This window comes from Xanthomonas sp. CPBF 426, assembly GCF_903989465.1.
GTDB lineage: Bacteria > Pseudomonadota > Gammaproteobacteria > Xanthomonadales > Xanthomonadaceae > Xanthomonas > Xanthomonas euroxanthea.
Genome location: NZ_LR861805.1, coordinates 788,045 through 810,146 on the forward strand (window position 1 = coordinate 788,045; position 22,102 = coordinate 810,146).

Consider the following 22,102-nt stretch of genomic DNA (forward strand, 5'->3'; position numbering starts at 1 on the left):
GGCTGTGTCGCCTCAGTCGACCGCGCTGCCGGTATCGATCGCCACCACCACCGACATGCCCGGGCGCAGCCGCGGTGCCAGCGGCTGGTCGGGATCGACGCTGATGCGCAGCGGAATGCGCTGGGCGATCTTGACGAAGTTGCCGGTAGCATTGTCGGCCGGCAGTACGCTGAATTCCGAGCCGGCGGCCGGGGAGATGTCCTGCACGCGCCCGTGCAGGCGCGCATTGTCCAGCGCATCCACGGTGAAGCTGGCGCGCTGCCCGATGCGGATCTTCGCCATCTGGGTTTCCTTGAAATTGGCCACGATCCACAGCGTGTCCGGCACCAGCGCCATCAGCTGCGTGCCATTGGTGACGTAGGCGCCCTGGCGTACGCCGAGCTGGCCCAGCTGGCCATCGCGCGGGGCAAGGATGCGGGTGTTGTCCAGATTGATCTGCGCCAATTGCACCGCCGCCTGCGCGTTGGCCACTGCCGCTTCCAGCGCGGCGCGATTGACGGTGACGCTGCGTGCGTTTTCTTCGGCGGCCTGCACTGCGGCACGTGCCTGTGCCACGCCGGCATCGGCCTGCGCCCGTGCGGCGAAGGCGGTGTCGCGGTCCTGTTCGGAGACCAGTTTCTGGTCGGCCAGCTGCTGCGCGCGCGCATAGGCCGAGCGGGTGCGGTCGCGCTGGGCCTGGTTGCTGCTCAGTGCGGCACGTTGTTCGGCGATGGTGGCAGCGGCGCTATGCCGCTGCTGGTCCCAGTTGGACAGGTTGGCCTGCGCGGTCTGCAGTTGCGCCCTGGCCTGCTCGAGCTGCTGGGCGTAGATGCGGTCGTCGATTCTGGCCAGCAACTGGCCGTGTTTGACGTGGGCGAAGTCCTGCACCGGCACCTCGGTGACGTAGCCGCTGACCTGCGGCGCGATCACCGTGATCTGGCCATGCACCATCGCGTTCTCGGTGCGCTCGACGGCGCTGACGAAGGGCGGCAACCGCCATGCATACAGCACCAGTGCGACGCCGAGCAGGGCCAGCCCGCCAAAGCCGATCACGCCACCGATGCGACGACGTCTGCGACGTTGCCGATCGGCAGCAGGGGTTGAATCTGCAGGTGTATTCATGGGCGTGGACTGGAAGCAGGAGAAGGGGGCGAAGCGGGTGGGCGCAGATAACGCCGCCACACCAGCACGGACAGGATCCACAGCCCGGTGGCGATGGCGATGCAGCCGATCAACAGGAACACGTCGTTATAGGCGAGCACGTTGGCCTCGCGCGTGGTCACGCTGCCCAGGGCGCGGACACCCTGGGCCTGGCGCAGGGCCGGGTCGCCGATGCTGCGGCCGTACAGGGTGGCATAGGCCTGCACGCGTGCGGCAACTTGCGGGTCGGTCAGGGTCAGATGCTCGACCAGCTGGCTGGAATGGTATTTCTCGCGCACGACCTGCACGGTGCCGAGCAGTGCGCTGCCGAGCAGGCCGCCCATGTTCTGCGCCATGCCGAACAGCACGATGAAGCTGATCAGATTGGCCGGCTGGGCAATGACCCGGCCCAGCCCGGCCACCATCGCCGGGCCGATGAAGAAGGTGCTGCCAAAGGCGAGCAGGAACTGGCTGACGTACATCTGCTCCGGGCGGGTGAGGCTGGTGGCATGGGCATCCATGAAGCAGCCGATGCAGATCGCCGCCACCGCGATGATCAGGTGCTCGGCCACGCGCGCCGGGTTGATCAGCCACGCGCTGGCGGCCACGCCAACCACCGCGCCCAGCAGCATCAGCACGAACAGGGTTTGCAACTGCGTGTTGGCCAGCCCCAGGGTCTGGAAGAAGCCGATCGCGCCGGTGCTCTGCTCGGACAGCACCAGCCGGATCAGCAGGATCGCCAGACCCAGCCGCAGCATGTCGCCGCTGGCCAGCCAGCGCGTGTTGATCATCGGGTTGCGGCGGTTGTGCTCGATCCACGCCGCCGTGCATAGCAGCACGATGGAGGCCGCCAGCACCACGCCCAGCCACGGCGTGCTGGTCCACCACAGTAGCCGCCCCAGCGACAGCACCGCCGCCAGGCCGGCCGCACCGGCCGCGAACAGGCTGAAGGTGAGGAAATCCAGCGGCTCGAACACGCGATAGCGATCGCTCGGCGGCAGCTTGAGCGCCAGCACGCAGGCCAGCGCGAACACCGCCAGGCCAAGTTCGAACAGGTACAGGCCCTGCCACTGTGCAAATTCCAGCAGATCGGTGGAGAACACCCGCGCCAATGGCAGCGCCAGCTGGGTCACCCCCAGCCCGGTCACCACGGCCTTGAGCCGGTACCGGGCCGGAAACGCCTGGATCACGTAATACAGCCCCAGCGAACTGAGCGCCGCGCCCACCAGTCCATGCGCGGCACGCACGGTGATCGCCGAGCTCAGGCTGTGCACGAACAGGTGCGCGAAGGCGATGACCGCATACAGCGCCAGGAAGATCTCGGTGAAGCGCCGCAGCCCGAACTGCTGGCGGAACTTCACCAGCAGCAGGTTGGCCGACATGTTGGTCATCACGTAGGCGGCCGGCAGCCAGGCCATTTCGGTGGCGTAGGCGCCCAGCGTGCCCTGCAGATAGGTCAGGTTGGCGGTGACCAGCGCATTGCTCAGCCCGCCGGTCAGCGCCACCACCACGCCCACCAGCCCGTACTGGATGCGGCGCCGGGTGGAATGCAGGGGCGTGGAGGCCGACCCGGGCAGGGTGGGCTTCTCGTGGGGCTGCCAGTCGCGCTGGACGTACTTGTCGTGCACGCAGGGCTCGCAGGGCCGGTCGCAGGGAAGACAGCGATTGTGGTCCGGTTGCGGTCATGGCGGCGTCAGCAGTGCGATAATCCGCCCATGAGCGAATCCCCCTATACCTCCGGTACCACCCATTTCGGCTTCCGCGATGTCGCTGCCAAGGACAAGCAGAAGCTGGTCGGCGAAGTGTTCACCTCGGTCGCGCGCAATTACGACCTGATGAACGATCTGATGAGTCTGGGCGTGCACCGAGCATGGAAACGCTACTTCGTGGCGACCGCGCAGGTGAAGCCGGGCGACCGTGTGCTGGATCTGGCCGGCGGCACCGGTGACATCGCGGTGCTGCTCAAGGAGCGCGTCGGCAACGAAGGCGCGGTGGTGCTGGGCGACATCAACGCCGGCATGTTGTCGGTGGGCCGCGACCGGCTGACCAACCGCGGCCTGGTGGCCGGCTTCGATTACGTGCAATGCAATGCCGAGGCGCTGCCATTCCCGGATCAGAGCTTCGATCTGGTGACCATCTCCTTCGGCCTGCGCAATGTCACCGACAAGGACGCCGCGCTGCGCGAGATGTACCGCGTGTTGAAGGTGGGCGGGCAGGCGCGCGTGCTGGAATTTTCCGAAGTCACCGCCGACTGGTTCAAGCCGATCTACGATTTCCACTCGTTCAAGATCCTGCCCAGGCTGGGCCAGCTGTTCGCGCGCGATGCCGACAGCTACCAGTACCTGGCCGAAAGCATCCGCAAACACCCGCCGCAGGAATCGCTCAAGGGCATGATGGGCGAGGCCGGGTTCGCGCGTTGCCACTACAAGAATCTGACCGGCGGCATCGTGGCGATCCATTCCGGCTACAAGATCTGAACCGGATCGGGCGGGTGCGTGTCTGAGCATCCCGCCCGGCGCACATCCCGCGCCGGGTACCGCGCGCCGGACATCGCACGAGCACGCCATGCTCGTGTTCGCTTGCCGCACGATTGCAGTCTGCGCGTGTGCGTTTGCCGACAAACTTTTGAGACTCCCGTCGCGTCGGCTCCACCAACGGTCGGCGACACTAGGCGCTCTTTTGTCGGAGACGTGGATGCGCTTGTACGCAGGGTTGTCGCGCGTGTTTCCCCGCTCCTTCAGTGCCAAGCTGCTGGCGGTGACCTTTGTCGGCATCCACCTGCCGCTGCTGTTGTTGATCGCCTGGCTGGCCGCGCAGAGCGAGTTGAGCGGGCGCCCGCTGTGGTCGGTGGTGATCGTGGCGCTGCTGGCCACGCTGGCAGGCACCGCGGCCACCTTGTCGGCGCTGTATCGCCTGCTCGCACCGCTGCGCATCGCCGCCGACGCCCTGGATGCGTATTACGCCGACCAACGTCTGCCCAGCCTGCCCGAACATGGCGACGACGAGCTGGGGCGCTTGCTGCGCGGAATCAATCGCAGCCTGCGTGGCATCGATGCCGGCATGCGCGATCTGAAGAAGCATGCCTTGTTCGACCCGCTGACCGAGGCCTTGAACCGGCGCGGTTGCGAGCAGGCGATGCGCGATTCGGTCACCGCCGCACAACGCGAAGGCTGGCCGTTCGTGTTGTTCGTGCTGGACATGGACAACCTCAAGCCGATCAACGACCGCTTCGGCCATATGGCCGGCGATCGCGTGCTGGTAAGGCTGGTGGAGTCGGCCTACGGCTGGCTGGGCGCGCAGGACTGGATCGGGCGCTGGGGCGGCGATGAATTCCTGATCGGCGTGCATGCCAGCGAAGACGACGCCACGCTCAAGCTCAATCAATGGCTGTCGATGCTCGAACGCGAGGATGCCGACGAGGCGCCGCTGCATGTGAGCGCCGGCAGCGCGGTGTGCGAGCGGGGCCTGGATGCCACTGAGCTGTATCGCCGCGCCGATGCGGCGATGTATCGCGCCAAGTTTTCCGGCGGCCGGCGTCTGGTACGCGACGGGCATGACAGCCCGCGCAGCCATCCGGTGGTCTAGGCGCGATCCGGAGATCACCTGGCGGGCGGGCCGCAGGCTGCTGCGCGGCTGCGCACCGGCGGCATGCATCACGCTACCGCTGCGGCGGGCGCAGACGGTTCGCGCCGGCCCAGGCAGCGACATGGGCGTGGTCCTTTGCCGCCGCAGCTTGACCAGCCGCCAGGTGCTCGCCTGGCGCCACACGGGCAGGCAAAGGCCCGTGGCGTTAAAATGCCCAATTCCCTCGCTGCGGTGCCGTCGATGCGCTTCCCGTTCCTGTCGCTGTCCCTGGCCGTGTCCATCGCGCTGGCCGGCTGTTCCAATGAGTCCACGCCGCCGGCCGCCAGCACCGCCGCGCCGGCCACCACTGCCAAGGCCCCCGTGAAAGCAGACGCCCGCAACCACGATGAGAGCTCCTACGCCCAGCCGCAGCTGGTGGTCATCAAGGATCTGGCGCTGGACCTGAAGCTGGACTTCGACAGCAAGCAGATCGGCGGCACGGCCACCTATACGCTGCAGTGGAAGGACAAGGCCGCCAAGCAACTGGTGCTGGACACGCGCGAGCTGAGCATCGCGCAGGTGCAGGCCGACGACGGCAAGGGCGGCCTGGCACCGCTGCAGTTCGCGCTGGCGCCGGCCGACAAGACCTTCGGCAGCAAGCTCACCATCGAAGCGCCGACTCAGCCGGCCAAGGTCGTGATCACCTATCACACCGCACCGACCGCCTCCGGCCTGCAGTGGCTGGAGCCGTCGATGACCGAAGGCAAGCAGCTGCCCTTCATGTTCAGCCAGTCGCAGGCGATCCACGCACGCAGCTGGGTGCCGTTGCAGGACACCCCGAGCGTGCGCTTCACCTACAGCGCGCATGTGACCTCGCACCCGGACGTGATGGTGCTGATGAGCGCCGACAACGACCCCAAGGCCGCGCGCGACGGCGACTACAGCTTCAAGATGCCCGAGCCGATTCCGTCCTATCTGCTGGCGATCGCCGCCGGCGATGTGGTGTTCAAGCCGATTTCCGCACGCTCGGGCGTGTGGGCCGAGCCGGCCATGGCCGACAAGGCCGCCAAGGAATTCGAAGACACCGAAAAGATGATCGGCGCCGCCGAAAAACTCTATGGCCCGTATCGCTGGGGCCGTTACGACATGCTGGTGCTGCCGCCGTCGTTCCCGTTCGGCGGCATGGAGAATCCACGCCTGACCTTCGCCACGCCCACCGTGATCGTCGGCGACAAGTCGCTGGTCTCGCTGGTGGCCCACGAACTGGCGCATAGCTGGTCGGGCAACCTGGTGACCAATGCCAGCTGGAAGGACATCTGGCTCAACGAAGGCTTCACCACCTACGTGCAGGCGCGCATCACCGAGGCGCTGTACGGCGCGGAGATGGCCGAGATGGAGCGCGAGATCGACCAGGGCGATCTGCTGGCCGAAGTGAAGGACATGGCGCCGGCCGACCAGGCGCTGGCATTGCCGCCGCTGGCCGAGCGCGACCCCGACGAGGCCCTGAGCCAGGTGGCCTACGTCAAGGGTGCGTGGTTCCTGCAGTTCCTGGAGCAGCGCTTCGGGCGCGCGGTGTTCGACCCGTTCCTGCGCGGCTGGTTCGACGATCATGCGTTCCAGAGCGCCACCACCGACCAGTTCGTCGACTACCTCAGGAAGAACCTGCTGGACAAGCATCCCAACACGGTCAGCGCGGCCGAGGTGGATGCGTGGCTGAAGCAGCCGGGCATCCCGGCCTTCGCCACCAAGGCGCGCTCGCGCAGCTTCTCGATCGTGGACACCGCGCGCATTGCCTGGAGTGGCAGCGGCACGCTGCCGAGCAAGCAGGTCACCGGCGAATGGGGCACGCAGGAGTGGGTGCACTTCCTCAGCGGCATGGGCGCCACGCTCAAGCCCGAGCAGCTCAAGCAGCTGGATGATGCCTATCACTTCACCGGCACACCAAACGGCGAGATTGCCATGCGCTGGTACCCGCTGGCGATCCGCAGCGGCTACACCGATGCGCGCACCGCCGCCGGTGAGTTCATCGAACGCGTCGGCCGCCGCAAGCTGGTGCTGCCGATCTACACAGAACTGCTGAAGACCCCGGACGGCATCGCCTTTGCCGAACAGGCCTTCGAAAAGGCCAAGCCCGGCTACCACCCGATCACCACCGCATCGGTGGCCGAGATGATCGCCAAGGCCAAGTCGGCACCGCCGGCGCAGCCGCAGCCGCAGCCGTAATGGCAGAGGAGGGCGGTGCAGACGCCCTCCGTCGCTTCCATCGCCGCATCGTGCCTGCAATCACCGCCGTAGGAGCGCACCCGGGCGCGACAGGCTTTCCCGGTGAAACCCGATCGCGCCCAGGTGCGCTCCTACGATGCGGGGTGGCTGATCGCGGGTGGTGCGGCAGGCCGGTATCGTTGCCGCTGCCGTCCATGCCTTCCGGAACCGACGATGCAGTCGCGCCGTGGTGCATGCCCGCCCGCCGCTTCCATCGCCGCATCGTGCCTGCAACCACCGCCGTAGGAGCGCACCCGGGCGCGACGGGGCTCCACCGGGAAAGCCCGTCGCGCCCGGGTGCGCTCCTACGCTTTGCGGCGGTTGATCGCGGGGCATGCGGGCAGGCTGGTATCGTTGCCGCTGCTTTTCATGCATTCCGGAGTCGACGATGAAGTATCTGCTGAGTGCGGCCTTGTGCGTCGCTGCAGTGAGTGGCTGTACTGATCGCGAGGCGCAACGCCAGGCGCAGGAAACCGCGCAGGCGCAAGCCAAGGAACACGATGCCGATGCACTCGCCAAGCAATACGACGAGGCAGTGAAGGCCGAAAACTGGGACATGGCGCGTGCGCATGGCGCCGCGGTGCTGGAAGGGTTTCCGGGCACGGCGGCGGCCATACGTATCGAGCCCGGTTATGCCGACATCAAGGCCAAGGGCGAACAGGCGCGCGAACTGCGCCGCATGCAGGCGTTGTGGCAGTACTCGCAAGTGCCGGCCAAGGGCGGCACGCAGCGCTCGGCGATGATCGATGCCAAGAGCCGCGTGGATGTCGACGGCAGCGGCCCCAAGCCGGTGAGCCTGGTGTTTCGCGATCACCCGCAGTGGAAGCGCCACAGCTATCTCGTGCTCAAGGCCGGCGACTTCAACTGCTATCGCGGCTGCAAGGTGCAGGTCTCGGCCGATGGTGGCGCACCACGCGCGATGGCCGCGCACCGACCCGATACCGACGAAGCGATCGCGATGTTCATCGACGACGACAAGGCGCTGTGGACGCTGGTGCGCAACGCCAAGCGCATCAGCATCGCGTTCCCGGTGAAGGCCGGCGGCACGCGCACGGCAGAGTTCGACGTGGGCGGCCTGGAGACCACCCAGATGCCGGGCTGGAAGTAGGCACGACCGCCGGCTGCCTGGCACCAGGCGCGCGCTCGGTGTACGGCATCGGCATGGACTGCTGGTCCATTGGGGTGAATGCGCCAGGTGTGGGTTCACCTGACGACGGCTTGCGGTATCGCGTCAACCATCTCTCGAGTGTTTGCACGTATGGACGGTAGGACCATCCCACAAATAACTCCCGCACTCTCCACCTACCGCCATTGGGTGTTCGACATGGACGGCACGCTGACCGAAGCCGTGCATGATTTCGCGTTGATCCGGCGCACGTTGGAGATTCCGCCCGAGGCGGACATCCTGCATTACCTGGCAGCGCTGCCGGCCGAGCAGGCCGCAGCCAAGCATGCCTGGTTGCTCGCGCACGAGCGCGAACTCGCGCAGGCCGCACAGCCGGCACCCGGTGCAGTGGCATTGGTGCGCGCGTTGCAGGCCGCCGGCTGCCGGCTGGGCATGCTGACCCGCAACGCGCGCGCGTTGGCGCAGGTGACGTTGCAGGCGATCGGCCTGCACGATGCGTTCGCCTGGGACGACATCGTCGGCCGCGATGAAGCCGCTCCCAAACCCGCACCCGACGGCCTGCAGTACTTCGCACGACGCTGGTCGGTGGAAGGCGCGGCCCTGGTCATGGTCGGCGACCACCACAACGACCTGGCCTGCGGTCGTGCAGCCGGCGCCCGCACCGTGCTGGTCAACACGCCCGGCGATCCGTGGCCGGGCCTTGCCGACTGGCGATTGCAGGATTGCACGCAGTTGCTGGCGCAGTGGAACCGCTAGCGTTAGGTTTGGCGAGTAGGCCAGGCGCGCGGAAGGATGGATCGCGACGTGTGACTGGCCGCGTGTCGCTGGAGGTTGCTTGCGATCAGGACATCGTCATCGCATTGGACCCCGTCATCGCATTGGAAGAGTGGCATGCGCCCGAGCGCGCGGACGCTGCTGAATCCTGCAACGCGTCATCGGCAAGCCGGACACCACACGGGCTGTCTGCGCCGTCAACGCATCCACCCGTCGGGCAGCGTCTCCCGATGGGAGAAAGAAATGCGGCGGCACCTTGGTCAACCCTGTCGTACGGTCTGTGGATGATCTGCGGCATTGAGTTGCACGAACCAGAGACAAGCATGTCGCCTCGCGCAAGCTGAGTTCATGGCACCGGCTGACAGGCCGTTCCACATCCGCTGCGCCACCAATGTCACAGCACGACCGGCGCAAACTGTGCCAGAACCGTGACAGTGCGCCTGGCGCAAGCCACTGCCATCACTGCAGATGCCTGCTGCTACGACATGGTGCGTCGCACCAGTACGCTGGCATGGCGTTTGCTCTTTCCCTCTCGACGTTTTCCGACGTCCGCGACGCAACTGGCGGGTGCAACGCCGGCGCCGCGGGATGTTTCAACCGACTGGTTGTTCAATCGAGAGGGGTAGACGCACATGCACCAATCTTCCTGCCGCAGCCTGCGCAGCAGTGTGCTGCTCATGCTGGCGCTGAGCGCTGCGCTGGCCGGCTGTAAAAAAGAGGCCGCCACCGAGACCGCTGCGCCGGCACCGGCCGCTGCACCCGCCGCTGCGCCGCCGGCCGCCGCCGTGGTCGACACCGATGGCGAGTTCACCACCAATGCCAGCAATCCGGACAACTGGGGCGGCATCGGGCGCGACTTCGCGCTCACCCGGCACAGCCCGCTGGCCGAGATCAATCGCGACAACGTCAAGAACCTGAAGATGTCGTGGGAAATGAAGACCGATGCCACGCGCGGCCACGAAGGCCAGCCGCTGGTGATCGGCAGCATCATGTACATGGTCAGCGCGTATCCGAACAACGTGTTCGCCATCGACCTGGCGGCGCAGGACGACGGCGGCAAGGTGCTGTGGAAATACACCCCGCAGCAGGACGAGCGCTCGGTGGCGGTGGCGTGCTGCGATACGGTCAACCGTGGCGCCTCGTATGCCGATGGCAAGCTGGTGTTCGGCAGCCTGAGCGGCGATGTGATCGCACTCGATGCCAAGACCGGCAAGGAAGTGTGGAAGCAGAAACTCGCGCACCCGGACAAGGGCGAGACCATCACCATGGCGCCGATCATCGCCGACGGCAAGGTGGTGGCCGGCATCAGCGGCAACGAGTTCGGCGTGCTCGGGCGCGTGGCCGCCTACAACCTGGCCGATGGCAAGCAGGCCTGGTCCTGCGATGCGGCCGGCACCGACAAGGCGATCTGCCTGGGCGCGGATTTCAACAAGGCCAATCCGCAGCACGGGCAGCTCGGCGATCTGGGCGTCAAGACATTTCCCAACGACGAATGGAAGCGTGGCGGTGGCGCGGCCTGGGGCTGGTACAGCTACGACCCGAAATTGAAGCTGCTCTATTACGGCACCGGCAATCCCGGCCTGTGGAGCCCGTCGTATCGCTGCGGCAAGACCTCGCAGGAGGAATGCAACAACGGCGAGCATGACAACAAGTGGTCGATGACGCTGTTCGCGCGCAAGATCGATACCGGCGAAGCGGTGTGGGGTTATCAAAAGACCCCGTTCGACCAGTGGGATTACGACGGCATCAACGAGCCGATCCTGGTGGACCTGACCATCGACGGCAAGCAGGTGCCCTCGGTGGTGCAGTTCGATCGCAACGGCTTTGCCTACGTGCTCGATCGTCGCGACGGCACCTTGCTGCGCGCGCACAAGTTCGTGCCGGCCAACTGGGCCGAACGCATCGACATGAAGACCGGCCGCCCGGTCAAGGTGGCCGCGCATTCGCCGCTGGAACGCGGCAGAAAAGTGCAGGCCTTTCCCTCGGCCATGGGCGGCAAGGACCAGCAGCCGTGCTCGGTGGATCCGGCCAACTCCGCAGTGTTCTTCTGCGGCACCAACAACTGGCACATGGAGCTGGAACCGCAGGAGCGCGGCAACACCATGATGGGCCTGCCCTACGTGTTCGCCAACGTGATGATGAAGCCCAACGAGCCGGGTGCGCTGGGCATCGTCAAGGCCTTCGATGTGGTGGAAGGCAAATCCAAGTGGGAGATCAAGGAGAAGTTCCCGGTGTGGAGCGGCACCCTGGTCACCGACGGCGGACTGGTGTTCTACGGCACGCTGGACGGCTGGTTCCGTGCGGTGGACAAGGACACCGGCAAGAAGCTGTGGGAGATGAAACTGCCCTCCGGCATCATCGGCAACCCGATCGCCTACAAGGCCAACGGGCACCAGTACGTGGCGGTGTTCTCCGGCATCGGCGGCTGGATCGGCCTGCCGGTGGCGGCAGGTCTGGATCCGTCCGATCCGTATGGCGCGCTGGGGGCTGCGGGGCTGGCGTTCGGCGCCGGCTTCGACAAGATCCCGCTCGGCGGCATGGTGCATAGCTTCCGTATCGATGGTGCCGGCAAGACCGTGACCGCCAGCGCCAGCGCCACCGCCACCGCGGCTGCAGGCGGCACCGCCAATGCCGCAGCGAAGACCGCACGATGAGTTCCACGCAAGGCGTTGGACGCGCGCACCGGCAGTTCGCTGCCGGTGCGCGTGGCATGCACCGGCAGCTGTGTCGGCTGCTGGTGCTTTGCAGCCTCGGACTCGTCGCCGCGGGCTGCACCCGCGAGCCGTCCTCACCGACGGCTCGCGCTTCTGCTTCCGCTGCGGCGCCCGCCACGGCGGCCTCCACTGCGGCACCGGCCACGGCCAATGCTCCACCGCCAACGCCCGATCCGCGTGTGCTGCGGGTCTGCGCCGACCCCGGCAACATGCCGCTGTCCAACAAGGCCGGCGAGGGCTTCCAGAACAAGATTGCGCAGGTCGTAGCCGATGCCATGGGCCGGCGCCTGGAATACGAGTGGCGCACCTATTACCAACGCGGGCTGGCACGCAGCACGATCACTGCCGGCCGCTGCGATGTGTTGATGGACCTCAACAGCGATTTCGAGCAGGGCCTGACCACGCGCCCGCTGTATCGCTCGGCGTATGTGCTGGTGACGCGCAAGGGCCTGGATCTGCTGCCGGCCTCACTGGACGACCCGGCGCTGAAGAAGCTGCGGCTGGGCGTGTTCCAGAGTTCGCCCGCACGCCAGGCCCTGTACGAGCATGGCATCAGCGGCGAGGTGCAGTACCTGTTCTACGACTCGGCCACCGCGCCGGAAGAACATCCCGGCAAGCTGGTCGAACGCGTCGCCGTTAATGAACTGGATGCGGCCGAATCCTGGGGCCCGGTGGCCGGCTACTACGCCCAGCGCAACGGCCTGGGCGTGGTGCCGCTCAATACCATCGACGATGCGGTGCTGGAGTATTCGATGGCATGGGCGGTGTCGCGCAAGAATGCGCAGCTGCGCGATGCCCTGAACACGGCGATGCAGCAGAGCGCGGCAAACATCGCGCAGATCCTGCGCAGCTACCACGTGCCGCTGGTGCGCTGCAGCGAGTGCGTGGTGAGCGGCGATCTGGCCGCGCATGGGCCGTATGCGACGCCGACGCCAGTATCCAAGGCGCCAAGCCCGGCCGCATCCTCGCAGCAACTGGCGCAGCTGCAACTGCGCATCGCCGACGGTGCCGACCCGAACCAGGAGCTGGCGCATGCGCTGGATGCCGGCGATGGCGTGCGTGCGGCGTGGTTGTTGCGGCATGGCGCCGATGTCAATCGGCCCAACCTGCTTGGCGAGCCGCCGTTGCACCAGGCCATCCGCAATCAGGAACCGGAGCTGGTCGGTCTGTTGCTCAATGCCGGTGCAGCCCTGGATGCACGCGATGCCAGTGGCTGGACCGCGTTGATGAAAGCCGCATGGGCCAACGATGCCGACAGTGTGGCCAGGTTGCTCGGCAAGCGTGCGTCGGTGGATACCGTCTCCGGCGACGGCTGGAGCGCGCTGGAGCTGGCGGTGGCCTACGCCGATGTCGGCGTGGTGCAGGCATTGCTGAAGGCGGGGGCGGACGTGCGGCGTACCAATCCCGCCGGCTTCACCCCGGTGATGTTTGCGGTGGCGCGCGAGGACCCGGCGATTCTCGATGCGGTGCTGGCCGGCGGCGCCGAGGTCGGCCACGCGAATCAGGCTGGTGTCACTGCATTGATGCTGGCCGCCGCGGCCGGGCGCGAGGCGGTGGCCAGGCGCTTGCTGGCGGCCGGCGCAGACCCGTCCGCACGCAATCGCGACGGCAAGACCGCCGCCGCATTGGCGCAGGCACGCGGCGATAGCGCGCTGGCCGCGCTGCTCACCCAGGCCAGGCACCCGTCCCGGCAATGACTGTGTCACCCGCCGCGCGCACGGGGTGCGCGGTGTTCCCTCCGACCAGAAAGGTTCGTTCATGCGCAAGTCCACCGTGGGTTGTTCCGATCGTTCCGTCCGCGCGCCGTTGTGCGCGGTGATGCTCAGCATGCTGCTGGCCGCCTGCGGCAAGGACGCACCGCCGCCAGCGCCCGCGTCCGAGGCCGCCGCTCCGCCGGCTGCCAGCACGCCTGCGCCGGCCACCGGCGCCGCCGCGCCGGCGCCCGCAGCGGCGCCCGCCGGGATGCCCAACCCGGCCGCCGGGCCTGCACCGGATCCGGCCACCCCGCCCGCAGCGCCGGCCACCGTCGTGGCGATCCCGAAGGGGCCGGAGGTCAAGGTCACTCCCGAACTGATCGCCGAAGGCAAGAAGATCTATTTCTCGGCCGGCTGCAATGCCTGCCATGGCGGCACCGGTGGCGGCGGCATGTGCCCGCCGTTGACCAACGACATCTGGGTGTATGGCAGCGACGACGATACCTTGCGTACGCTGATCAGCGAGGGCACCGCCGCGATGATCACCCACGGCAAGACCCGCATCGGGCATGAGAAGGTGGTCGGGCAGATGCCGCCGTTCGCGCCGGTGCTCAAGCCGGGCGACACCGAGAAACTGCTCGCCTTCATCCATTCGATCAACAAGACCGCGGGCAAGGCGCAATGAGGCCAGCGCCCATCGGGTGGCAGCGCGTCCTGGCGACCACCGCGCTGGGCGTGCTGCTGGGCCTGGCCGGTTGCCGGCGCGATGCGCAGCCGCCCGCGGCAAACGCTGCGCCGGCGACAACGACGACTGCGGCTCCTGCAGCAACACCGGCGCCATCGACGCCACCGGTGTTCGCCTACGTGCCCAATCAACGCAGCGGTACGGTATCGGTGATCGATACGCACAGCGATACGGTGGTGCGCACGCTCAGCGCGCAGGGGCAACTGGGCAAGCGCTTGCAGCAGGTGTTGCCGGGCCCGCACGGGCATCTGTACCTGATCGATGCCGAGCATCACCGCCTGATCGAACTGGATACCGAAAAGGACGCGGTGCTGCGCAGCGTGCAGATCGGCCAGAACGCCGAGGGCATCGCGCTGTCGCCGGACGGCAGGCGGTTCGCGGTGTGCGTGGAAGGGCAGAACCAGGTGATGCTGATCGATGCGGCGCAGTTCCGCGTGCAACAGGTGATCGCCACGCGCGGGCAGGCGCCGGAGCATTGCGCCTACACGCCGGACGGGCGGTGGTTGCTCACCAGCAACGAAGGTTCCAACGACATGGACATGATCGAGCTGGCCACCCATCGATCGCGCGGTGTGGTCGCCACCAGCGGCCATCCGCGCGGCATGGCATTCGCCCCGGACGGGCACAGCGTCTACATCGCGCAGGAGACCGCCAACGTGGTGGACGTGATCGACCTGCAGGCGCGCCGACGCCGCGCCAGCCTGCCGGCCGGCGTACGCACGGCGGGCGTGGCGTTGTCGGCCGATGGCACGCGGCTGTATGCGTCCAACGGCGGTGCCGGCACGGTCAGCGTGATCGATACCCAAAGCGCGCGCAGGCTTGCCGAGATCGCGGTGGGGCTGCGGCCGTGGAATCCGGCGCTGACCCCGGCCGGCGACAAGCTGTATGTCGCCAACGGGCGCTCGAACACCGTGAGCGTGATCGACACCGTCGCGTTGCGCGAGATCAAACAGATCCCCGTCGGCGACCTGCCGTGGGGCGTGGTCATCGCGCGCTGAGCGGCGGCCATGCCGACGCGCGCCAGGGGGGCCGGATGAAGACACGCGCTGCGGTGGCATGGGGTCCGCACCAGCCGCTGACCATCGAAGAGGTGGACCTGCAGCCGCCGCGGCCCGGCGAGGTGCTGGTGCGCCTGGTTGCCACCGGTATCTGCCACGGCGATGCGCATGCGTTGGCGCACGGGCAGGCGAGCAGCTTTCCGGCGATCCTGGGGCAGGAGGGCGCGGGCATCGTCGAGGCAGTCGGCATCGGCGTCACCAGCGTGCAGCCCGGCGATCACGTCATCCCGCTGTACATGCCCGAATGCGGCGTGTGCAAGTTCTGCCGCTCCGGTCGCACCAACCTGTGCCAGGCGATCCGCAGCAGCCAGGAGCGCGGCCTGATGCCCGACGGCAGCAGCCGGTTCTCGTTGCACGGCCGGCCGATCCTGCACCACATGGGCACCAGCACGTTTTCCGAATACACCGTGGTGCCGGAGATCGCGGTCGCGCGGATCCCGCCGGATGCACCGCTGGATCAGGTCTGCCTGCTTGGCTGCACGGTCACCACCGGCGTCGGTGCGGTGCTCAACAGCACGCATGTGCGGCCCGGCGACTGCGTGGCGGTGTTCGGCCTGGGCGGCATCGGCCTGTCGGTGGTGCAGGGCGCGGTGCTGGCGCAGGCCGGGCGCATCATAGCGGTGGATATCGACCCGGCCAAGTTCGCGCTGGCGCGTGCCCTGGGCGCCACCGATTGCCTGGACCCGCGCGACTACGGCGCGCCGATCCAGCAGGTGATCGTGGACCTCACCGATGGCGGCGCCGACCACAGCTTCGAATGCGTGGGCGATGTCGGCGCGATGCGCGCGGCGCTGGAGTGCTGCCACAAGGGCTGGGGCGAGAGCGTCATCCTCGGCGTGGCCGACGACGCGCAGGAAATCAGCACGCGCCCGTTTCAACTGGTGACCGGGCGGGTGTGGCGCGGCAGCGCGTTCGGTGGGGTGAAAGGGCGCAGCGAGTTGCCCGGCTATGTCGCGCGCTATCTGCATGGCGATCTGCAGCTGGCACCGTTGATCACCCGCATCCTGGCGCTGGACGACATCAATCAGGCGCTGGCGGATCTACGCGCGGCGCGTGGCATCAAATCGATCGTGCTTTATTGAGGGAGACGACATGAGGTCGACGCATCACTTACTGGGGTATCGCAGCACACCGCCGCTTCGCGTCGCACACCATGGCCGCGATGCATTGCAACGACATCGGCTTGCCTGCGCCTGCGCAGCGCTGCTGTGCGCTGGTACGATCGGCACTGCGATGGCCGAAGACGCGCCGCAGGTGACCTGGCTGGACCGCATCGAGGTCACCGCCACGCCGATTCCCGGCACCACCATCGATGCGGCGCAACTGCCGTACATGGTGCAGTCGGCCACCGGCAGCGCGTTGTCGCGCGGGCGCAGCAACAACCTTGGCGACCTGCTGCAGCGGCGCTTCGTCGGCGTGGATGGCAACGACGTGCAGGGCAGCGCGTTCCAGAACGATCTCACCTTCCACGGGTTTCGCGCTTCCGCCTTGCCGGGCGCCTCGCAGGGCGTGTCGGTGTATCTGGATGGGGTGCGTTTCAACGAACCGTTCGCCGACATCGTCAGCTGGGACATGCTGCCCGAGTCGGCCATCAATGCGGTGACGCTGATGCCCGGCTCCAATCCCTTGTTCGGGCCGAACACGCTCGGTGGCGCGGTGGTGCTGTCCACCGCATCGGGCCTCACCGCGCCGGGATTACAGGGCGAAGCGAGCATCGGCAGCGGTGCGCGCAAGCGCCTGGATGCCAGTTATGGTCTCGCCAGCCAGGACGGCTGGCATGGGCTTGTCGCGGTCACCGGCTTCGACGAGAACGGCTGGCGCGATGCCTCCGAGGGTCGCCTGGGAACGGTGTTCGGCAAGCTCGGCAAGCAAGGCGAGCAGACCGACTGGAGCCTGTCGGTGCTGCACGGGCGCAGCCGCCTGATCGGCAATGGCCTGCTGCCGGATACGCGTTATACCGACGATGGCGCCGAGCCCGGCCTGTATCGTGCCGACCGCCGCGCGGTGTACACCTCGCCCGATCTCACCCGCAATCGCACTACGCTGTTCACCGCGCAACTGGACCACCGTTTCGATGCGGACACCGCCGTGCATGCACTGGCTTATTCGCGGGTGGGTCGCCGCTATACCGTCAATGGCGATATCGGTGAGGACTACGAGGAATTCGTCGAGGAATGCGCCTCCGGCTACGCTGCCGACGGCAGTGCGCTGGATGCCGAGTGCGATGTCGCGCGCGCCGATGCCGACGCCCTGCCTACCGGCGCGCTCAACACCACCCAGATGCGCCAGGAGGCGCAGGGGCTTGCGCTCAACCTGAGCAGGCAATGGGGCGCGCATGCGCTCAGCACCGGCGTGACCTTCGATCGTGGTCATGTGCGCTATCGGCAATTCGCGCGCGATGGCTGGGTGCAGCCGGACCGCTCGGTCGCTGCCGATCCGGATGCCGGGCGTGCGTTCTTTTCCGGCGTGCGCGGCAGCACCAAGACGCTGGGCGTGTTCGTCGCCGACACCTGGGCACTGGACGCGGCCACCCATCTCAGCGCCGCAGTGCGCTGGAACCATGTGGTGGTGGACAACATTCTCTCCACTGCCGACGACGGCGACCGCCCACGCGAGCGCTTTGTCTACGCCAAGGCCAACCCGTCGTTGGGGCTGACCCATCGGCTCGCTTCGGGGCTGACGCTGTACGGCTCGGTCGCACAGAACAGCCGTGCGCCTACCGCGATCGAGCTGGGCTGCGCCGATCCCACCCAGCCGTGCCGATTGCCGACCGGCCTGCAGGCCGACCCGCGCCTGGAGCAGATCGTTTCGCGCACCTACGAACTGGGTGCGCGCTGGACACCGTCGACCGACAGCAGCGCGAGCGTGTCGGTGTACCGCGCCGACAATCGCGACGATATTTTGTTCCTGCGCGCGCCGGACACGCAGCTGGGTTACTTCGACAATGTCGGCCGCACCCGCTACCAGGGTGCGGACCTGGCGCTGCGCCTGCACAGCGGCAACTGGTACTGGTCGGCCGGCTACAGCTTTCTGGATGCGACCTACCGCAGCGATGGCGAGCTGCTGTCCGGCGAGCGCGTGATCGCCTTGCGGCCAGGCCTGCGCATCGCCGCGTTGCCGCGACACAACCTCAAGCTTGGTGTGGAATGGCAGCGCGATGCGCTGACGCTGGGCGCCGGGGTGCGTGCGGTGTCCGGGCGCGTGGCCAGCGGCAACGAGGATGGCCAGGTCGACAACGCCGAAGACGGCGAGCCCGCACCCGCGCGCATCGACATCGGCACCGCCGGCTATGCGCTGGTGGACCTGCAGGCGCGTTGGCAAGTCAGTGCGCGGCTAGCGCTGTTCGCCCGCGTCGACAACGTCTTCAACCGCCGCTATGCAACCTACGCGGCAGTGGCCGAAGACGTGTTCCCCGATGGCGAACTGGCGCGCCCGCAGGATGCGCCGGTGGAAACCGGCCCGGCGCGGTTTCTCGCACCGGGCGTACCGCGGCAGTATCTGATCGGGGTGCGTTGGGCGCTCTGATCGCAGAGGAATGGGGAATTGGGAATCGGGAATAGGTGAGTGCAGGGCGTTAGCTCTACGATTCCCCATTCAACCGGTATCCAGGCCGTGCTTGCGCAGCTTGCGATAAAGCGTATTACGGCTGATGCCCAGCGCATCGGCGGTGCGGCTGACGTTCCAGCGGTGGCGTTCGAGTTGTTGCTGCAGCACCAGGCGTTCGGCCTGGTCGAGTGCGACGCGGCCGGGCATGTCGTCGGCGGCCACCGCGCGGCCATCGACCAGGCACGGTGCGCTGCCGGCATCGACGATTTCCTGCGGCAGATTCGGCAGGCGGATCACGCCGTCGCTGCACAACACCGCCGCCGTGCGCAGCACATTGCGCAACTGGCGCAGGTTGCCCGGCCATGCGTAGCTCAGCAGTTTGTGCATCGCTTCTTCGCTGATGCGCACGCTGTGCTCGCTGTTCTCCTCGCGCAGCAGGGTGCGGATCAGCTCGGCCTTGTCGCTGCGTTCGCGTAGCGGCGGCAGATGCAGCACCACGCCATTGAGCCGGTAATACAGATCCTCGCGAAACTCGCCGGCCGCCACCCGCTGCGCCAGATCGCGGTGGCTGGCACTGATCACGTGCAGCTCCAGCGGCACCGCGCGTTCGCTGCCCAGCGGGGTGACGCATTGTTCTTCCAGGACACGCAGCAGGCGGCTCTGCAACGGCAGCGGCATGTCGCCGATTTCGTCCAGGAACAGCGTGCCGCCGCTGGCCTGCAGCAGCTTGCCGTGGCGGCCTTCGCGCGCGGCATCGGTGAATGCGCCGCGCGCATACCCGAACAATTCGCTCTCGATCAACGCCTCGGGAATCGCCGCGCAGTTGATCGCCACGAAGGCGCCGCCGGCCCACGGCGAGCCACGATGCACTGCCTTGGCGAATTCCTCCTTGCCGGTGCCGGTATCGCCACGCAGCAGGATCGATACGCGATGTGCGGCCAGCTTCAGCGCATTGGCCAGGTTGTGGCGCATGCGCGAGTCCGAGCCGACGTGCTCGCCGGGTTGCAGCTCGGTATCGGGCGCCAGCTGCGCCGGCCCGCCCACCGCCGGCAGCGCGGGGCGCGCACGCGGCGGGCGCACCAGCGCGTAGAAACGCCGCCCGTGGCAGGCGCAGCGGATCGACCACAAGGTGCCGGCATCGCTGCCGGCGCGGTGCTCGAGGGTGTCGAAATCCAGCTGCATCACCTGCGCGATGTTGCGGCCCACCAGCTGGCTGCGATCGAGCTTGCCCAGTTGCTCCAGCACCGCCTCGTTGACTGCCAGCACGCGACCGTCGGTGTCGATCGCAATCAGCGCCTCGTGCAGCAGGCCGGCGAACTCGGGCCGGCTATGGAAGCGCAGGATGAAGGCATGGCCGAACTGGTTGAGGAAATGCGAGCGCGAGATCTGCGCCGCCGACATGCTCACCAGCGCCACGGTGTGGCGCTGGGTCTGCTTGCCGTCCTGCGCATTGGGGGTGGACGCATCCAGCACCGCCAGCAGGCCGCCGTGCGGGTCCAGGATCGGCGCGCCGCTGCACGACAGCGGCAGATGGCGGGTCAGATAATGTTCGCCGCGATGCACGCTCACCGCAGTGCGCTCGGCCGCGCAGGTGCCCAGGCCGTTGGTGCCTTGATGGCACTCGGCCCAGCTGGCGCCGCAGAACAGACCGGCCTGGCGGAATTCGCGCAGCAGGGTCGGGTCGTGCACGCTGTGCAGCACGGTCGCCTCGGCGTCGGCAAAGATCACCGCATAGCCGCTGCCGGCGATCTGCTCGTAGAGATTTTCCATCTCCACCTTGGCAATGCGCAGCACATCGCCCAGGCGTTGCTGGCGCTCGCGCACGTGCAGCGCATCGTGCACCAGCGGCTCGGGGGCTGCCTCGGGCAACAAGGCGTAATCGTCCAGGCAGCGCCGCCACGAGCGCGACAGTGGTGCGGCAAGCGGCGCAATGTCGCGCAGCCGGCGGATCTGCCGGAGCGCATCCGGTTCGATCTCGGGCAGGGCGATGGACGTGGCGGCGACAACGCTTGGCTCTGACATGGGCCAGCGTTCCTCAGTGGGCGCGAAGCGTCAGTAGAGGCACAGATCGCTGCCATGCTCAAACTGCATTGCAGCAAATTGCGGTGCAGACGAGCCCCTCTCCTGCGGGAGAGGGGTTGGGGTGAGGGGACGGTGCGAAGCCCGGTGCCGTTCAAACTGCACGAGGCCTCGCTCGTACCCTCACCCGCCCCTGCGGGGCACCTTCTCCCGATGGGAGAAGGGGTGTGTGAGCTCGACGCTGCGGATCAGGCCAGCGTCAGAGCGTATAGCCGAACTGCTGCTTGAACTGCGCCAGGCATCAACCGGGCCACCCAGATGTCCCGCCGTCGCCACGGCCCGCGATCTCAGGCGACCGACCTTTGCTGCGGCCTCAACACTCCAACATCGACGCGCACCTGCGGTGCCGATGCCGCCTCAGAGGGCGCAGATGCCGTCTCAGAGCGCGTAGCCGAACTGCTGCTTGAACTGGTCGTTGAACTCGCCGAAATCGAACCGCTGATTCTGCGTGCCGGGATGCTCGACCTTCAGCGCACCCATCAGGTTGCCCATCCGCCCGATCGTCAGCCAGTCGTAGCCGCCCTGGATGCCGTAGATCAGCCCGGCGCGGAAGGCGTCGCCGCAGCCGGTCGGATCGACCACGCGGCGCTCGTGCGCCGGCGGGATGTCGTAGGTCTTTTCCGGCGTATGCACCAGCGCGCCCTTCGGGCCCTGGGTGGTGATGTAGGCCTGCACGCGCGAGACGATGTCCTTTTCGTTCCAGCCGGTGCGTTCCTGCAGCAGGTTGGACTCGTAGTCGTTGACCACCACGTAGTCGGCCTGTTCGATGAATTGGCGCAGTTCCGGGCCGTTGAACAACGGCATCGCCTGGCCGGGATCGAAGATGAAGGGAATGCCGGCGGCAGCGAACTCTTCCGCATTCTGGATCATGCCCTCGCGCCCGTCCGGGCCGACCAGGCCCAGGGTCACGCCCGGCACGTCCTTCACATGGTTTTCGTAGCTGCGCATCATCGCACCCGGATGGAAGGCGGTGATCTGGTTGTTGTCGTGGTCGGTGGTGATGAAGGCCTGCGGGGTGAACAGCTCGTCGATGATCTTCACCCGCGACAGGTCGATGCCCAGCGCCTCGAAGTGTTCGCGATACGGGCCGAAATCCTGGCCGACGGTGCCCATCGGGATCGGCGCGCCGCCGAGCAGATGCAGGTTGTAGGCGATGTTGCCGGCGCAACCGCCGAACTCGCGGCGCATGCGCGGGACCAGGAACGACACATTCAGGATGTGCACCTTGTCCGGCAGGATGTGGTTCTTGAACTGGTCCGGAAACACCATGATGGTGTCGTAGGCGAGGGAACCACAGATCAGTGCGGACATCGAGTCGGGCCTTTGCGTTGGGAAATACCCGCCAGTTGCCGGCATGGCGGCGGGACGGCGCGAGCGCCGCGGCGCAAAGGGTAACGGCTGCGATCGATCAGGGCCACAAC

15 protein-coding genes are annotated in these 22,102 nt (G+C 67.3%); 11 read left to right on the plus strand and 4 right to left on the minus strand.

Annotated elements, in window-relative coordinates:
* Positions 1 to 12 precede the first annotated feature (12 nt).
* Positions 13 to 1,101 (minus strand): HlyD family secretion protein, encoded by a 1,089-nt coding sequence (locus H7A87_RS03310; protein ID WP_119129553.1) that lies wholly within the window; start codon positions 1,099 to 1,101, stop codon positions 13 to 15.
* Positions 1,098 to 2,747, minus strand: a complete 1,650-nt coding sequence (locus H7A87_RS03315) for an MFS transporter (protein ID WP_119129554.1) — start codon at positions 2,745 to 2,747, stop codon at positions 1,098 to 1,100. The genes H7A87_RS03310 and H7A87_RS03315 overlap by 4 nt, the downstream gene beginning before the upstream one ends.
* A gap of 87 nt (positions 2,748 to 2,834) precedes the next feature.
* On the opposite strand from H7A87_RS03315, the gene ubiE reads away from it, so the two are divergent.
* The 11 genes from ubiE to H7A87_RS03370 all read left to right on the plus strand — a co-directional run bounded on the left by ubiE (position 2,835) and on the right by H7A87_RS03370 (position 18,581).
* Positions 2,835 to 3,596, plus strand: coding sequence for a bifunctional demethylmenaquinone methyltransferase/2-methoxy-6-polyprenyl-1,4-benzoquinol methylase UbiE (gene ubiE, locus H7A87_RS03320; protein WP_016903622.1), 762 nt, complete (start codon positions 2,835 to 2,837; stop codon positions 3,594 to 3,596).
* A gap of 217 nt (positions 3,597 to 3,813) precedes the next feature.
* On the plus strand, positions 3,814 to 4,704 hold the full coding sequence (locus tag H7A87_RS03325) for a GGDEF domain-containing protein (RefSeq protein WP_180496880.1): 891 nt from the start codon (positions 3,814 to 3,816) through the stop codon (positions 4,702 to 4,704).
* A 240-nt stretch (positions 4,705 to 4,944) separates the two neighbouring features.
* Complete coding sequence (locus H7A87_RS03330) at positions 4,945 to 6,906, plus strand: M1 family metallopeptidase (RefSeq protein ID WP_180496983.1); 1,962 nt, start codon at positions 4,945 to 4,947, stop codon at positions 6,904 to 6,906.
* 427 nt (positions 6,907 to 7,333) lie between these two features.
* On the plus strand, positions 7,334 to 8,053 hold the full coding sequence (locus H7A87_RS03335) for a hypothetical protein (protein ID WP_119129557.1): 720 nt from the start codon (positions 7,334 to 7,336) through the stop codon (positions 8,051 to 8,053).
* 150 nt (positions 8,054 to 8,203) lie between these two features.
* Positions 8,204 to 8,827 carry an HAD family hydrolase gene (locus tag H7A87_RS03340; RefSeq protein WP_119129558.1) on the plus strand — a complete coding sequence of 208 codons (624 nt, stop codon included), beginning with the start codon at positions 8,204 to 8,206 and terminating at the stop codon, positions 8,825 to 8,827.
* 650 nt (positions 8,828 to 9,477) lie between these two features.
* Positions 9,478 to 11,499: a methanol/ethanol family PQQ-dependent dehydrogenase gene (locus H7A87_RS03345; protein WP_342344362.1), complete on the plus strand. Its 2,022-nt coding sequence runs from the start codon at positions 9,478 to 9,480 to the stop codon at positions 11,497 to 11,499.
* Positions 11,496 to 13,256, plus strand: a complete 1,761-nt coding sequence (locus tag H7A87_RS03350; protein ID WP_119129559.1) for a quinoprotein dehydrogenase-associated putative ABC transporter substrate-binding protein — start codon at positions 11,496 to 11,498, stop codon at positions 13,254 to 13,256. Before H7A87_RS03345 ends, H7A87_RS03350 begins: the two co-directional genes overlap by 4 nt.
* A 25-nt stretch (positions 13,257 to 13,281) precedes the next feature.
* Positions 13,282 to 13,938, plus strand: a complete 657-nt coding sequence (locus tag H7A87_RS03355; RefSeq protein ID WP_180496881.1) for a c-type cytochrome — start codon at positions 13,282 to 13,284, stop codon at positions 13,936 to 13,938.
* Entirely contained in the window at positions 13,935 to 14,996 is a 1,062-nt protein-coding gene (locus tag H7A87_RS03360; RefSeq protein ID WP_119129560.1) for a beta-propeller fold lactonase family protein, read from the plus strand. Before H7A87_RS03355 ends, H7A87_RS03360 begins: the two co-directional genes overlap by 4 nt.
* A gap of 35 nt (positions 14,997 to 15,031) precedes the next feature.
* The gene (locus tag H7A87_RS03365; protein WP_104583832.1) at positions 15,032 to 16,138 is read left to right on the plus strand and encodes an S-(hydroxymethyl)glutathione dehydrogenase/class III alcohol dehydrogenase; all 1,107 of its coding nucleotides are present in this window, start codon (positions 15,032 to 15,034) and stop codon (positions 16,136 to 16,138) included.
* A gap of 151 nt (positions 16,139 to 16,289) precedes the next feature.
* Positions 16,290 to 18,581 (plus strand): TonB-dependent receptor, encoded by a 2,292-nt coding sequence (locus H7A87_RS03370; protein WP_180496882.1) that lies wholly within the window; start codon positions 16,290 to 16,292, stop codon positions 18,579 to 18,581.
* 69 nt (positions 18,582 to 18,650) lie between these two features.
* On the opposite strand, the gene H7A87_RS03375 is transcribed toward H7A87_RS03370, so the two are convergent.
* A complete protein-coding gene (locus tag H7A87_RS03375; protein ID WP_104583766.1) occupies positions 18,651 to 20,624 on the minus strand; it encodes a sigma-54-dependent Fis family transcriptional regulator in 1,974 nt (657 codons plus the stop codon).
* A gap of 435 nt (positions 20,625 to 21,059) precedes the next feature.
* The gene (locus tag H7A87_RS03380; protein ID WP_104649225.1) at positions 21,060 to 21,992 is read right to left on the minus strand and encodes a carbohydrate kinase family protein; all 933 of its coding nucleotides are present in this window, start codon (positions 21,990 to 21,992) and stop codon (positions 21,060 to 21,062) included.
* Positions 21,993 to 22,102: the final 110 nt, after the last annotated feature.

Bases quoted from the DNA above. Each gene is read 5' to 3' on its own strand.
- H7A87_RS03340 (WP_119129558.1), top strand. From the start codon at position 8,204: ATGGACGGTAGGACCATCCCACAAATAACTCCCGCACTCTCCACCTAC.
- H7A87_RS03345 (WP_342344362.1), top strand. From the start codon at position 9,478: ATGCACCAATCTTCCTGCCGCAGCCTGCGCAGCAGTGTGCTGCTCATG.
- H7A87_RS03330 (WP_180496983.1), top strand. From the start codon at position 4,945: ATGCGCTTCCCGTTCCTGTCGCTGTCCCTGGCCGTGTCCATCGCGCTG.
- H7A87_RS03335 (WP_119129557.1), top strand. From the start codon at position 7,334: ATGAAGTATCTGCTGAGTGCGGCCTTGTGCGTCGCTGCAGTGAGTGGC.
- H7A87_RS03375 (WP_104583766.1), bottom strand. From the start codon at position 20,624: ATGTCAGAGCCAAGCGTTGTCGCCGCCACGTCCATCGCCCTGCCCGAG.
- H7A87_RS03350 (WP_119129559.1), top strand. From the start codon at position 11,496: ATGAGTTCCACGCAAGGCGTTGGACGCGCGCACCGGCAGTTCGCTGCC.
- H7A87_RS03370 (WP_180496882.1), top strand. From the start codon at position 16,290: ATGGCCGAAGACGCGCCGCAGGTGACCTGGCTGGACCGCATCGAGGTC.
- H7A87_RS03360 (WP_119129560.1), top strand. From the start codon at position 13,935: ATGAGGCCAGCGCCCATCGGGTGGCAGCGCGTCCTGGCGACCACCGCG.
- H7A87_RS03325 (WP_180496880.1), top strand. From the start codon at position 3,814: ATGCGCTTGTACGCAGGGTTGTCGCGCGTGTTTCCCCGCTCCTTCAGT.
- H7A87_RS03365 (WP_104583832.1), top strand. From the start codon at position 15,032: ATGAAGACACGCGCTGCGGTGGCATGGGGTCCGCACCAGCCGCTGACC.
- H7A87_RS03380 (WP_104649225.1), bottom strand. From the start codon at position 21,992: ATGTCCGCACTGATCTGTGGTTCCCTCGCCTACGACACCATCATGGTG.
- ubiE (WP_016903622.1), top strand. From the start codon at position 2,835: ATGAGCGAATCCCCCTATACCTCCGGTACCACCCATTTCGGCTTCCGC.
- H7A87_RS03310 (WP_119129553.1), bottom strand. From the start codon at position 1,101: ATGAATACACCTGCAGATTCAACCCCTGCTGCCGATCGGCAACGTCGC.